Raw genomic sequence first — 11,733 nt, forward strand, 5'->3', positions numbered from 1 at the left:
GTCTCGTGGGCTCGGAGATGTGTATAAGAGACAGGTATGAAGGAGAGCCATTGTCGCACTCGACGCCACTTAAGAAAATCGCAAACTTGATCGGACCAGAGAACTGCTATTCATTCGGAATTCGTTCAGGTATGAAAGAAGAGTTCGAATGGGCGAAAACGTCAGGCTACAACCTCTTCAAATACGAGATCGTCGAGCCGCTTCGTCAAGTTCTTCCGACACTTGCCGGTAAAAAGGTCTATGTCACGATCGATATCGATGTTCTCGATCCGTCAGCAGCACCAGGGACAGGTACACAAGAAATCGGTGGAGTGACAACGAAGGAACTACTTGAAGTCGTTCATATGATCGCACGAGCAGACGTCGACGTCATCGGCGCGGATTTGGTAGAAGTATGCCCAGCGTACGATCAATCCGACATGACAGCGATCGCGGCAGCGAAAGTATTACGCGAAATGATGATTGGATTCATTAAATGAAAAAGCAAAAGAGACCGGACGTGATGTCGGTCTCTTTTGTTTTGTTTAGAGGAAGAATTGAATGATCCCGAACGCACCGAATCCGATGATTAGACTGGCAGACGTCCACTGGATGATACGTAAAGTGGGTGTCGCAAGCTGGTGCTTGAGCAGGTGTGTGATGTTCGCCAAGATGACCCACCAAGTGGCAGAACCGAGAAAAATACCGATTAGAAACAAAAAGGCATCCTGTCCGTTCGTCATCGTCAATTTAAATCGTGCGAACAACGCCAGGAATAGCGTGATCGTCATGGGGTTCAAGAACGTCAGGAGTAAGACGGATAGATAGCTACTTAACCGTGACGAGGCTGTATCGGAAATTGAGGCGGTCGAAGAAGCTTGAAACATCGACCAGCCGATGTAACACAAAAACAGACTGCCGATCAGTTGCATCCAGGATGCTTGGGTGAGTAAAGATTGGACGAGTGAAAAACCAGATAAGGCAAGCAATCCATAAGTAAAGTCTGCCGTTGCGGCTCCGAGTCCGGAAACAATTCCGGAAATTCGTCCATGTCGAAGAGTTCGTTGCATGCATAAGAGGCCAATCGGACCGACGGGGGCGGCTAAGGCAAACCCGATTCCAAAACCAGTCGTAAACATCAGTCGACCTCGGGTAACGGAAAATGAAGCGACTCCTTTTCCGTTCGCATGATGATCGTCGTTTTCGTCCGCAGGATACCTGCTAATTCTTTGATGTGGTAGGTGATGATTTCATCAAGTTGTTCTGTATCCCGACAACGGATTTTAAGTAGGTAATCATCGTCCCCGGCGACGTGATGGCATTCCAGTACATACTCAAGTTCTTGAATCCGTTTTAGAAATGGCGCTCGATGTTCCGGTCGCTCGAGTGAAACAGCGACGAATGCAGCAAGACGATAGTCAAAGGAGGAGGGGTCTAGAACCGTCGTCAACTGACGGATGATACCTTGCTCTTGTAAGCGTGCGACGCGCTCTGCAACAGCCGGTGCCGATAAGCCGATGTGTTGTGCAAGTGTTGACCATTTCATCCGGGCATCCCTTTTCAAAAAAGTAATAATTTTTAAATCGTAGGAATCCATAGGTTTTAACCTTCTTTTCTATTGTTATTTAAGATATTTTATTTCGAAAAGAAAGAAAAAGTCAATGTGTTTGTAGAACAAGTTCATAGCACACTGAAATCTTTACACATTTACGGCAGTATCTTAAGTTTAAGATGTCACCACGAAGGAAATGTTCTGAAGTGTAAGAACATTGGTTTGAGAGTGATGTACATTTGACAATCAGAAAGGTGGAAAAAAGATGAAGAAACTCTTATCGTTTGTGACCGCTACGTTGCTGTTTGCACTATTCGTGCTACCAGTAGGCGCAGCAGATGACGCAATGGTTCGTGTCATTCATGCTTCACCAGATGCTCCGGCAGTCGATATCGCGGTCGATGGCAAAAAAGCGGTATCAGGAGCAAAATTCAAAGATGTCACAGATTATCTCACACTACCAGCTGGCGAACATAAAGTAGAAGTATTCGCTGCAGGAACTACGAAAGATCCTGTGCTCTCTCAAACACTCAACGTAGAAGCTGGTAAATTCTATTCGGTCGCAGCAATCGGCAAATTAGCTGATATCAAACTCGCGGTCATGGAAGACAATGGTAAAGGCGAAGATGGAAAATCAATGGTTCGTGTCGCACACTTTGCACCAGATGCGCCAGCTGTTGATGTCGCACCAAAAGGTGGAGACCCACTCTTCAGTAACCTTGAATTCTCAAAAGTCTCTGACTACGGTACACTCGATGCAGGTACGTATGACCTTGAAGTCCGTCCTGCAGGCGCAACGGATGTCGTCAAAGCACTGGATGGTGTCAAACTCGACAGTGGCAAAAACTATACAGCACTCGCAATCGGCTTACTTGAAGGCGAACCAGCATTTGAAGTCCTCTTGATCCCAGACGGTGGTGAAATGGCATCAATGCCAGAAACAGGACTTGGTGGTTCATCTGATACGGCTTCTGCTACACCATGGGCAGTCGCAGCAGCAGCTGCCTTGTTAGTAGGAACAGCGTATGTCGTCCGTCGTAAACAAAACGCTTAAGAGTAGTCTTCTTCTCTTACTCGTATTAGCCGGATGTCAATCGGGATCACCTCCAGATGCTACAAAGCCGGAAAAACCAAAACAAACCGAAACAACGACGTCTTCTTCGTCCACGCCATCCGAAAAGGTGGACGAAGAGGCGTTCATACCAACGCGTATTACAATTCCGACGCTCGATGTGAAAGCGAACATCGAAGTCGTCGGGAAGGATAAACAAGGACGGATGGATGTTCCGAAACAGACCGATCAGGTCGCTTGGTATAAATACGGAGCAAAAGCCGGACAAACCGGAAATGTCGTGCTAGCCGGACATTTGGATGATCAAGAAGGTCCCGCTGTTTTTTATGATTTAGCCAAGATGAAAAAAGGGCAACGGATTGAAGTGACGGGAAAAACAGGACAACAGGTATCGTACGTGGTGACGAACGTCATGTCCTATCCTGTCGATGAAGCACCTGTCGGATCAATCTTCGGTGCAACCGTCATGAATAAACTGACGCTCATTTCATGTATAGGTACGTTTTCAGAATCAAAAGGATACGATCAGCGTCTTGTCGTCACAGCAGAACAAGACGAGTAAAGTAAAATAGGCAATTCTTATTTCGGTTAAAACCGAGAATAAGAATTGCCTATTTTTTAATGTGTTTCGGAAGCAGCGACAAGATCCGTCGTCAGTGTCGTCAAGCCTTGTGTCGTCTTACTGAGACCTTGGATCGTCTCGACGATTTGCCCGAGGTTTTCTTTGTTGCGTCCAAACAAGGTGAGGGAATTCTCCATTTCACTCTTAACGGTTTGAATTCCTTGTTTAACTTGTTGCAATTCTTGCTGAGATGCGGTGTTGGCACGTGTAATGTCTTCCATCTGAGAAACGAGTTGTGTGATATTACCATTGTTCTTTTGAATCAGACCGTTGATACTGCTACTCAACGATTTCGCATTCTCGGCAAGGTTTCGAACTTCCGTCGCGACGACAGCAAATCCTTTACCGTGTTCACCGGCACGTGCTGCTTCAATCGAAGCATTCAACGCGAGTAAGTTCGTCTGATTGGCGATCGCTTCGATGCTTTGCGTCATCTGGACGATCTCATCCGATGTCGTCTTCAATTCATGGATGCTTTCAAGCGAAGTACCAACTTGTTGTGTCGATTGAGCGAATTGTTGCTCCATCTGTTGCATCTGTCGTTCGTTAGCAATCGTCATTTGAACGAGTTGCTGGCTTGTCTGCTCCGTCTGAGCTGTTTCTGCTAATACTTGTGAAGCACGTCGGCTCGTCTCGATGATGGCATGATCCGTGTGCTCAACTGAGCTTGCGACTTCTTGACTGACACGAACGACGTCCGTCAAAAGTTGACGGCGTGACTCGTTCGCCGTCGTCACTTCATTCAAGCGAGAATCGACGTACTGGCTCGTCACGATCTGAGCGTCTAAGTTCATTGCGTGAGTCAATGCAAGCACAGCTGTTGTCAGTTGTGCTGGGTCATGCTGATAGTGTTCGACGATTTTTGGAATCAACAACGTCTGAAACGCAGCATACGAAGCGATGAACCAAGTGACGGGAACGAAGTTGTGTTTATGTGTCTGTCCCATTCGCGTACGCATCGCGAGGAATGACTCGTTCATATTTCCTGTCAGTAGACTCGTGAAGTAGTCAGCAAAGACTTTCTTCAGTCGTTCGCGTGTCGACGATTGTTTTGCGATGGTTGCCATCTCAGGATTTAATAGAAGATGATCGAGGACCTGTTCAAGAACCTCATCTAAGATGCCTTGAACGACAGGTGCCATCGATTTAAGTGTCTGTAGCTGTTCTTCTGTATACCCCATGTATACGAGACGGGATGTGAGATCAGGATCTGCCGTCTTCGTAATGAGACGGGAATCAGGAAAGCCGATGGTAGCTTGATAAGCCGAAGTAGTCTTACTTTTAAAAGGATTACGCACGTAGTTGCCTCCAATACTCAAGATGTGAATAAAATGATGTCTGTTTCTTATCGGTTCATCTTGCCGAAGCGATACTGGTTTTCGAAAAAAAAGACAAAAATATTGAAAAACATTGACCGGAAACAAAAAAACTCATGGCAAGCGCCATGAGGAGAATGGAAAAAGAACAGGATTAGACTGGTTGGTCTTCCTGAAATGCTTTTTTGGCGTCCACGATCGAGCGCATTCGTTGAACGCAAGCTTGAACGAATTGAATGTCAATGGAGGTGAAACGGGTGACAGGTCCACGAGCTGACTCGGCACTGAATGTGAAGGTTCCGAGATTCCAAAGTTCGATTTTAAATCGTTTTCCTTTGTTGTCGTCGAAGTGTTCTACGAATTCGATTTTCGGTACCATACGAACCCCTCCTTACTCCGTACATTCCCGCTTTTCAAAAAATAAAAAAGCCAAACTGCGTGTTAGAAGCAGTTTGGCATGAAAATTTAAGCAGTCGGTACATCGTAGCCGATTTCTTCGATTGCATCGACGAGACGTTCACGAGGAACATCCTCGTGCTGGACTGTAACCTGGTTTTGTTCGAGTGAGACAGTAGCATGTTGTACACCTTCGACTTCAGATAAAGCTGATTCGACACTTGCTTTACAGTGATTGCATGTCATACCGATAACAGATAATGTTGTTTCTTTCATGATGATGTTCCTCCTTCAGATAGTGGGGTACGTTTTAATCGTAACGCATTCGTCACGACAGAGACAGAGCTGAATGCCATCGCGGCACCCGCAAGCCATGGGGCAAGCAGACCGAGAAAAGCGACCGGAATGCCAATCGTATTGTAGCCAAGTGCGAAGACGAGATTTTGACGAATGTTTTTCATCGTCTGCTCACTCAGCTCAATCGCAAGTAAAACTTGTTTTAAGTCGTGTCCAAGCAACGTCACGTCGGCTGCTTCAAGAGCGACATCCGTTCCGCTACCGAGCGCGATGCCGACATCTGCTGTTACGAGAGCAGGGGCATCATTGATACCGTCTCCGACCATCGCGACACGTTTCGTTTGTTGAAGTGACTGAATGACATCTGCCTTTTCAATCGGCAAAACGTCAGCAAAGACGAACGCTGGATCCAGTCCCAGTTCTGTTGCTAAATGATCGGCGACTTCCCGGCGATCACCGGTCAAGAGATATACTTCTTTTGTTTCGCGCAAACGCTGGATCGTTTCTTTCGCTGAATCTTTTAGCGCGTCACGGATGGCGTATCCGGCCGCGACTTCTCCATCGACAGCGACGTATACGAGTGTCGCTCCAAGTGACGTCCAATCAGGAAGAGCGATGTTTCGTTCCTGCATCATTCGCGCCGATCCGACGATGAGATCATGTCCCATGATTTGTCCCGTGATTCCACGTCCTGATTCGACGTGGAACCGTTCGATATCAAAGACGACATCCCGTTCTGCTGTGATGGCGCGAGCAAGAGGGTGTTCCGATTGCCGTTCAAGCGCAGCAGCGAGATCGAGCGCTGTCTCCGTACCGAACGTTTCGACGACGACAGGGCGACCGACTGTCAGTGTTCCGGTCTTATCAAAGACGACAGCATCGACGTGTTGAAGATTCTCGAGTTGAGCGCCCCCTTTAAAGAGAATCCCTCGTTCAGCCCCTTTTCCGGTTCCGACCATGATCGAAGTCGGTGTCGCAAGTCCGAGTGCACATGGACAAGCGATGACGAGCACCGCGATGGCAGGACGAATCGCTTCCGCAAAGGATCCACTGATCATCCACCAAGCGGCTAACGTCAGAAGCGCGATGGCAACGACGATCGGCACGAACACACCAGAAATTCGATCGGCTTGTCGTTGAATCGGTGCCTTTTCAGTTTGCGCTTGTTCGACGACACGAATGATTTGTGAAAGAACCGTCGCTTGTCCGATCTTTGTCGCTTCGACTTGTAAAGATCCGTTCGTATTCAGCGTACCACCAATGACGGATGCTCCAACCGTTTTATGAACAGGCGCAGATTCACCGGTCAACATCGATTCATCGAGATACGCGTCGCCTGAGCGAATGATACCATCTGTCGGAATTTTATTCCCAGGTTTTACGAGTAAGATCATCCCGGTTTGAATTGCATCGATGGAGACCGTTCGTTCCTGTCCGTCCTCTAAGATGACGGCTTCCTTTGCTTGTAGGGAGAGCAGGCTTTTAATTGCTCCCGTCGTCTGTTGTTTCGCACGGTCTTCGAGGACCTTGCCGAGTAAGACGAGTGTAATCAGAATCGCACTCGTCTCAAAGTAGAGATGCGGCATATCAGAGACGAGTAGCATTTCAGCAACGGAATAAAAGTAGGCTGCCGATGTTCCGAGTGCAACGAGGACATCCATGTTGGCACTCCCACTCCGTAAACTTTTATAAGCCCCACTATAGAAGGGCGCTCCGATGATGAATTGCACCGGTGTCGCTAAAGCAAACTGTAGCCACGGATTCATTAAGAATGGAAGGTGGAACGGACTGTTTGGAATATGCGTCAGCATGCTCGCGAGCAACGGTAACGATAGAATGGCCGCGATCATAAAGCGATACAGCATCCGGCGATTCGATTTTGTTGCGTGTGGTGCTTGTTTGACCGTTGCCCCGTAGCCGATTTTTCGGATTTTTTCGATGATCGCTTGATCGTCATAAGAATCAGAAATCGAAACACGAGCGGTTTCAAGCGGCAAGTTGACCGTTGCTTCAACCCCGTCCATCCGGTTGAGGACTTTTTCAATCCGGGCGGAGCAGGCGGCACACGTCATGCCTTCAATATCAAACTCAATCGTTTTTGACATCAGAAAACCCTCCTTACTTTTTCAATCGAGCGATGACCGACATCAATTCATCGACGTAAGCGTCCGTACTATCTTGACGGGTGGCGACTTCATGCATGCACATCTTAACGTGGCGTTCGATGATTTGTAGTTCGACTTGCCGCAAAGCTGCTTGGATTGATGCCGTTTGCGTCAAAATGTCGATACAATACCGATCTTCAGCGACCATATTAGCAATCCCGCGGACTTGTCCTTCGATGCGCTTCAATCGCTTCATCAACGCATCTTGTTCTTCATTCGTTCGTGGAACGACGGGGTGATCGTGTGTCATAGTCGTGCCTCCTTTGGTGATCTTGTTGTTATCTTTACTCTAACATATAGATATGGGGGGTACCAGTATATAGCTTAAGAAATAAAAAAGCAGTCGCGAGAGGCGACTGCTTTTGCACTTACTGATTGGAAACTTGTGGTTTGACGATCGTTTCGTTCAATGAGCGTTGATCGCTGATGATATCTTCGGCTTGTGTCGCCCGTTTAATGAAGAAGGCAAGGACGAATGCTAGACCAGCGATGAACGTCGAGATGAAGAACGCATAGTTGATTCCGTCAAGCGTCGCTTGCATCGTAATCTGCTGTTTCAGAGCAGCAGCCGCTTCAGCTGTCGGTTGACTCGTCATGTTCTTCGCCGCTTCAGCCGCGAGTTCTGTCCCACGTGTCTTCGCATGCGTCGACATGATCGTTACGAGCAAGGCTGTTCCGATCGCACCGGATACTTGTTGCAACGTATTGTTCATCGCTGTTCCGTGTGGATAGTAGCGCGTTGGTAACTGGTTTAAACCGTTCGTCGAGACTGGCATCATGACCATTGACATCCCGAACATCCGTAACGAATACAGGACGATCAGATGCGTATACGTCGTATCCATCTCGAGCTGACTGAAGTAGTAACTGGTAACGACTGTGATGAACAAACCAGTCAACGCAAGAGGACGTCCACCGATCTTATCAAACAGTTTCCCGTTGATCGGTGACATGACGGCCATCAAGATGGCACCCGGTAATAGCATGAGACCCGCATCGAGTGGTGAGATACCGCGAATCGTCTGGACATAGATCGGAAGCAATAACATGCCCGAGAACATCGCCATCGTGACGACCATCGAGATGGCAGAAGACAAGGCAAACATCGGGTAACGGTAAATCTTGAAGTTGAGCATCGGACGTTCCATATGGAGCTGACGATAAATGAATGTTACGAGTGCGATGACCCCGACAATCAGCGCTCCATAGACGTGGAAGCTATCCCAACCTTTAGAGCCGGCAGAACTGAAACCGTACAATAAGCCACCGAAACCAAGTGACGAAAGTGCCACGGAAGCGAGATCGATCCGAGTGGCAGACCGTTCCTTGACGTCACGAAGTAAGAAGAAACCAGCAACGAGCACGATCAAGGCGATTGGTGTGATGAAGTGGAACAACATCCGCCAATCATAGTGCTCGATGATCCAACCAGACAACGTCGGTCCGATTGCTGGGGCACCCATCATGATTAATCCAAAGAAGCCCATTGCGGTTCCGCGTTTTTCAATCGGGAAACTGACGAGCATGACGTTCATCAGTAACGGCATCATGATCGCAGAACCAGATGCTTGAATCATCCGTCCTGCAAGCAAGACAGGGAAGACTTCTGCGAAGCCGGCAAGAATCGTTCCAGCCGAGAAGAGAGTCATCGCGAGTAAGAAGAGGCGACGAACCGAATATTTTTGAATCAAGAACGCAGATGTCGGAATCAAGACACCGTTGACGAGCATGAAACCAGTCGACAGCCATTGAGCAGTCGATGGTTCAATCGCAAGATCCTTCATGATCGAAGGAAGGGCGATGTTGAGCAATGTATTATTTAAGAAAGCAATGAATGCCCCGATCATCAAAACGGCGAGAATGCCGTAAGGAGCTCGAGCTGTGTGAGTTGCACTTTGTTGCATAAGTATCCTCCTAACTAAACTAACGGTACATATTTCTATACGGTCGTTCTATCTGTAGTTTATCTTAATCCGATTTAGTTCGAATTACAAATAATAATAGCTAAGAAAGATAATTTTATTTTTTATGTAAGATTGAAAGCGTTTTTCTAGTAGGCTAAACGAGGAGAGAAGCATTTTGTACACTCGAAATCGCTTCCTAGGATAACGATTCAAGGTAAACAAAAAAGCACAATCCTTCTCGTGAAAGAAAAATTGCGCTTTGTCTTCAGTATGAAACAGCCGGAGGCTTGTTTCATAGCTAGCATTACTGGACGTTCGTTTCGAGTGCATCTTTCGTGATGTCGTAATGCGAGGCTGTCCAGACCGATTTACCGTCTTGAATGAACAAGACTTGTGGTGACTCGTGTCGAACGCTGTAATGTTCGGCGATGTGATTCGATAACGTTCGAGCTTCTTGGACGAAAAGATACGCCGTTGGAACAGACGTTTCATCCGCGAACTTCGTATACTCCGAGAATCCTGCGGCACTGATCGGGCATGTCGTGCTGTGTTTGCAAATCACGAACGCGGTATGTTCGGACGCAAATTGATCAAAATCAGAAATAGATTGCAGTTTACGTGGTTGTGTCATGTATATCACCCTCCATACGTCCGGAGACGTTCACTTAACTTTAGATTTTCCCGGTAATCGACCGGACAGTCAATCAAAACGGGTCCATCACTTGCAAATGCTTGATCAAGACAATGTGCGAGAGAGCCGTGTTCACCGACACGGAGACCGAGTGCGCCGAAGGCATGAGCGAGTTGAACGAGGTCTGGATTGTCAAACGTGATGTAGGACGACCGCCCAAACGCTTGTTGTTGTTTCCATTCAATCAGGCCATAGGTTCCGTCACGCCAAATCAATACGACAAGTGGAAGCTTCAGACGAACAGCGGTTTCAAGATCTTGTCCATTCATCAAAAAGGCACCATCTCCAGCGGCACAGACGATTCGCCGGTCCGGATATAACAGCTTGGCTGCGAGCGCACTCGATAAACCATAGCCCATCGAAGCAAATCCGTTGGAAATGAACAACTGATCCGGACGTGTCGTTTGATAATGGCGTGCGAGCCAGACTTTGTGTGCACCGACGTCCGAGAAGACCATGCCATCCTCCCCGACGGTTCGTTCGAGTTCACGGACGATACTTTGAGGATGTAAAGGCAAGGCAAGCGAGTACGTTTCTTGAATCTCGTCGCGTAATTTATCGCGATCTTGTTGCCAGTCGTTCCACGCACGCTCGGGCAGTAAAGGAGTCAATACAGTCAGCATATCGACGAGTGGTCCGACTAGGTTCGCGACGACCGGATAATAGGCATCGATTTCGTGAGGATTCGTATCCAAATGGACGATTGGTGTCTTTTTCGGATTCCATTTTTGCGGAGGTAACTCAGTAATATCGTAGCCGACCGTGATGATGAGGTCACTCGCATCGAGAATCCGCTGGTTGTAATCGACGTCTGGTAAACCGATCGTGTGTGCAGCAAGCGGATGGTGCGAAGAAATCGCTCCTTTTCCCATCATCGTCTCTACGACGGGAGCTTGGAGCTTTTCGACGAATGCTCGAAACGCATCGAGTGCTTGTTGTCGATGAATACCAAATCCAGCAATGATGACGGGACGTTTTGCGCGCTCAATCAGACGTAAGGCATCGGGATCATCAATCGTCAAGGAATGGAGATGCGTTGGTGTACTGTCCTGCTGTAGGGGTGTCGCTGCTTGATCACGTTCTTGTTTTGCAATGTCTTCTGGAAAAGAAATATGGGTTGCCCCTGGTTTTTCGCTTTTTGCTGTCGCGAAGGCACGTCGAACGATTTCCGGAATGACCTCCGCTGACAGAACGGACGTACTGGACTTCGTGACCGGACGATAGAGGTCTACGAGATCAAACATTTGATGCGATGCTTTGTGTTGCCGTGCTGTCGCGCCTTGACCTGTGATCGCAACGACAGGGGAGTGATCCATCGTCGCACTTGCAATACCGGTCATCATGTTGGTCGCACCGGGACCAAGCGTCGATAGGCAGACACCCGGTCGCCCACTCAGGCGACCGAACATCGCTGCCATGAACGCAGCGTTCGTTTCGTGACGTGTCGTGATGAACGTGATCGATGAACGACTGAGTGATTCGAGCAATGTAATATTTTCCTCACCGGGAACACCGAAGATATGCGTGACGCCCTCTGCCTCTAAACATTGGACGAACCAATCCGCCGCGTTCACGCTAGTCCACCGATTGAAATGTACTTCGTCTCGAGATAGGCTTCGAGTCCTTCACTACCACCTTCGCGTCCGAGACCGGATTGTTTCATTCCACCAAATGGTGCTTGCGCAGCAGAAGGAACACCATCATTCCAGCCGACGATTCCGTAATCAAGCCCTTCGATC

Annotated in this window: 14 protein-coding genes; 3 read left to right on the plus strand and 11 right to left on the minus strand. The window is 48.1% G+C overall.

Annotation, left to right across the window (positions count from 1 at the left end):
• A partial coding sequence (locus tag F8N00_RS11050; protein WP_421018212.1) for an arginase family protein occupies positions 1–479 on the plus strand: 479 nt, incomplete at its 5' end.
• Between the two features lie 45 nt (positions 480–524).
• Here the strand turns inward: F8N00_RS11050 and F8N00_RS11055 are convergent.
• Entirely contained in the window at positions 525–1,118 is a 594-nt protein-coding gene (locus F8N00_RS11055; RefSeq protein WP_023466802.1) for a LysE family translocator, read from the minus strand.
• Entirely contained in the window at positions 1,118–1,576 is a 459-nt protein-coding gene (locus F8N00_RS11060; protein WP_023466803.1) for an Lrp/AsnC family transcriptional regulator, read from the minus strand. Before F8N00_RS11060 ends, F8N00_RS11055 begins: the two co-directional genes overlap by 1 nt.
• A 220-nt stretch (positions 1,577–1,796) precedes the next feature.
• Here F8N00_RS11060 and F8N00_RS11065 point away from each other — a divergent pair, with 220 nt between their 5' ends.
• A complete protein-coding gene (locus F8N00_RS11065; RefSeq protein ID WP_023466804.1) occupies positions 1,797–2,585 on the plus strand; it encodes a DUF4397 domain-containing protein in 789 nt (262 codons plus the stop codon).
• The gene (locus F8N00_RS11070; RefSeq protein WP_035399163.1) at positions 2,557–3,165 is read left to right on the plus strand and encodes a class F sortase; all 609 of its coding nucleotides are present in this window, start codon (positions 2,557–2,559) and stop codon (positions 3,163–3,165) included. The genes F8N00_RS11065 and F8N00_RS11070 overlap by 29 nt, the downstream gene beginning before the upstream one ends.
• A gap of 56 nt (positions 3,166–3,221) precedes the next feature.
• Here the strand turns inward: F8N00_RS11070 and F8N00_RS11075 are convergent, their stop codons facing one another.
• From F8N00_RS11075 to F8N00_RS11115, 9 genes are all read right to left on the minus strand, one after another.
• Complete coding sequence (locus F8N00_RS11075) at positions 3,222–4,523, minus strand: globin-coupled sensor protein (protein WP_023466806.1); 1,302 nt, start codon at positions 4,521–4,523, stop codon at positions 3,222–3,224.
• A gap of 172 nt (positions 4,524–4,695) precedes the next feature.
• Positions 4,696–4,920, minus strand: a complete 225-nt coding sequence (locus F8N00_RS11080) for a hypothetical protein (protein ID WP_023466807.1) — start codon at positions 4,918–4,920, stop codon at positions 4,696–4,698.
• Positions 4,921–5,006: 86 nt separating this feature from the next.
• Complete coding sequence (locus F8N00_RS11085) at positions 5,007–5,213, minus strand: heavy-metal-associated domain-containing protein (RefSeq protein WP_023466808.1); 207 nt, start codon at positions 5,211–5,213, stop codon at positions 5,007–5,009.
• Positions 5,210–7,339, minus strand: coding sequence for a heavy metal translocating P-type ATPase (locus F8N00_RS11090; RefSeq protein WP_421018213.1), 2,130 nt, complete (start codon positions 7,337–7,339; stop codon positions 5,210–5,212). The genes F8N00_RS11085 and F8N00_RS11090 overlap by 4 nt, the downstream gene beginning before the upstream one ends.
• A gap of 13 nt (positions 7,340–7,352) precedes the next feature.
• Complete coding sequence (locus tag F8N00_RS11095) at positions 7,353–7,649, minus strand: metal-sensitive transcriptional regulator (RefSeq protein WP_023466810.1); 297 nt, start codon at positions 7,647–7,649, stop codon at positions 7,353–7,355.
• Between the two features lie 118 nt (positions 7,650–7,767).
• A complete protein-coding gene (locus F8N00_RS11100; protein ID WP_023466811.1) occupies positions 7,768–9,303 on the minus strand; it encodes a DHA2 family efflux MFS transporter permease subunit in 1,536 nt (511 codons plus the stop codon).
• 304 nt (positions 9,304–9,607) lie between these two features.
• On the minus strand, positions 9,608–9,934 hold the full coding sequence (ytxJ, locus tag F8N00_RS11105; protein WP_029343222.1) for a bacillithiol system redox-active protein YtxJ: 327 nt from the start codon (positions 9,932–9,934) through the stop codon (positions 9,608–9,610).
• A gap of 5 nt (positions 9,935–9,939) precedes the next feature.
• Positions 9,940–11,568, minus strand: a complete 1,629-nt coding sequence (locus tag F8N00_RS11110; protein WP_421018214.1) for an acetolactate synthase large subunit — start codon at positions 11,566–11,568, stop codon at positions 9,940–9,942.
• Positions 11,565–11,733, minus strand: a 169-nt coding sequence (locus tag F8N00_RS11115; RefSeq protein WP_421018215.1) for an aldehyde dehydrogenase family protein, incomplete at its 5' end; no start/stop codon positions are given. The genes F8N00_RS11110 and F8N00_RS11115, both read right to left, overlap by 4 nt.

Source organism: Exiguobacterium sp. A1_3_1, from assembly GCF_048985645.1.
In the GTDB taxonomy this organism is placed as follows: Bacteria; Bacillota; Bacilli; order Exiguobacteriales; family Exiguobacteriaceae; genus Exiguobacterium_A; species Exiguobacterium_A indicum.

Coding starts and splice junctions, on each gene's coding strand:
- F8N00_RS11055 (WP_023466802.1), bottom strand. CDS start 1,118: ATGTTTACGACTGGTTTTGGAATCGGGTTTGCCTTAGCCGCCCCCGTC.
- F8N00_RS11060 (WP_023466803.1), bottom strand. CDS start 1,576: ATGGATTCCTACGATTTAAAAATTATTACTTTTTTGAAAAGGGATGCC.
- F8N00_RS11065 (WP_023466804.1), top strand. CDS start 1,797: ATGAAGAAACTCTTATCGTTTGTGACCGCTACGTTGCTGTTTGCACTA.
- F8N00_RS11070 (WP_035399163.1), top strand. CDS start 2,557: ATGTCGTCCGTCGTAAACAAAACGCTTAAGAGTAGTCTTCTTCTCTTA.
- F8N00_RS11080 (WP_023466807.1), bottom strand. CDS start 4,920: ATGGTACCGAAAATCGAATTCGTAGAACACTTCGACGACAACAAAGGA.
- F8N00_RS11085 (WP_023466808.1), bottom strand. CDS start 5,213: ATGAAAGAAACAACATTATCTGTTATCGGTATGACATGCAATCACTGT.
- F8N00_RS11090 (WP_421018213.1), bottom strand. CDS start 7,339: ATGTCAAAAACGATTGAGTTTGATATTGAAGGCATGACGTGTGCCGCC.
- F8N00_RS11095 (WP_023466810.1), bottom strand. CDS start 7,649: ATGACACACGATCACCCCGTCGTTCCACGAACGAATGAAGAACAAGAT.
- F8N00_RS11100 (WP_023466811.1), bottom strand. CDS start 9,303: ATGCAACAAAGTGCAACTCACACAGCTCGAGCTCCTTACGGCATTCTC.
- ytxJ (WP_029343222.1), bottom strand. CDS start 9,934: ATGACACAACCACGTAAACTGCAATCTATTTCTGATTTTGATCAATTT.